General features: G+C 77.0%; 1 pseudogene. It reads left to right on the top strand.

The features are described 5' to 3' along the window. Positions 1–508: pseudogene (locus ACFY5C_RS41525) on the top strand (DUF993 family protein); the annotation flags it as partial.

The following is a 508-nucleotide window of genomic DNA, read 5'->3' on the forward strand; positions in this document are numbered from 1 at the left end:
CGCCGCAGCCCACGTCGTCGCCGACCCGTACGCCGACACCACCCCCGACTCCCCGGCCGCCGTCGACTGGGACGCCACCCTCGCCTTCCGCCGGCACCTGTGGTCCCACGGGCTCGGCGTCGCCGAGGCCATGGACACCGCCCAGCGCGGGATGGGCCTGGACTGGGCGGGCGCGGCCGAACTGATCCGCCGCAGCGCCGCCGAGGCCCGGGCGGCCGGCGGCCGTACCGCCTGCGGGGTGGGCACCGACCAGCTCACCGGCGGCCCGAAGGCCCTCCCCGAGGTCCGCGCCGCGTACGAGGAGCAGCTCGCGCTGGTCGAGGAGTCCGGCGCCCAGGCGATCCTGATGGCCTCCCGCGCCCTCGCCGCCACCGCCCGCGGCCCCGAGGACTACTTCACGGTCTACGGCCACCTGCTCCGCCAGGCCGCCGACCCGGTGATCCTGCATTGGCTCGGACCCATGTTCGACCCCGCCCTCGACGGCTACTGGGGCTCGGCGGACCTCGAC

The organism is Streptomyces sp. NPDC012935 (assembly GCF_042900345.1).
In the GTDB taxonomy this organism is placed as follows: domain Bacteria; phylum Actinomycetota; class Actinomycetes; order Streptomycetales; family Streptomycetaceae; genus Streptomyces.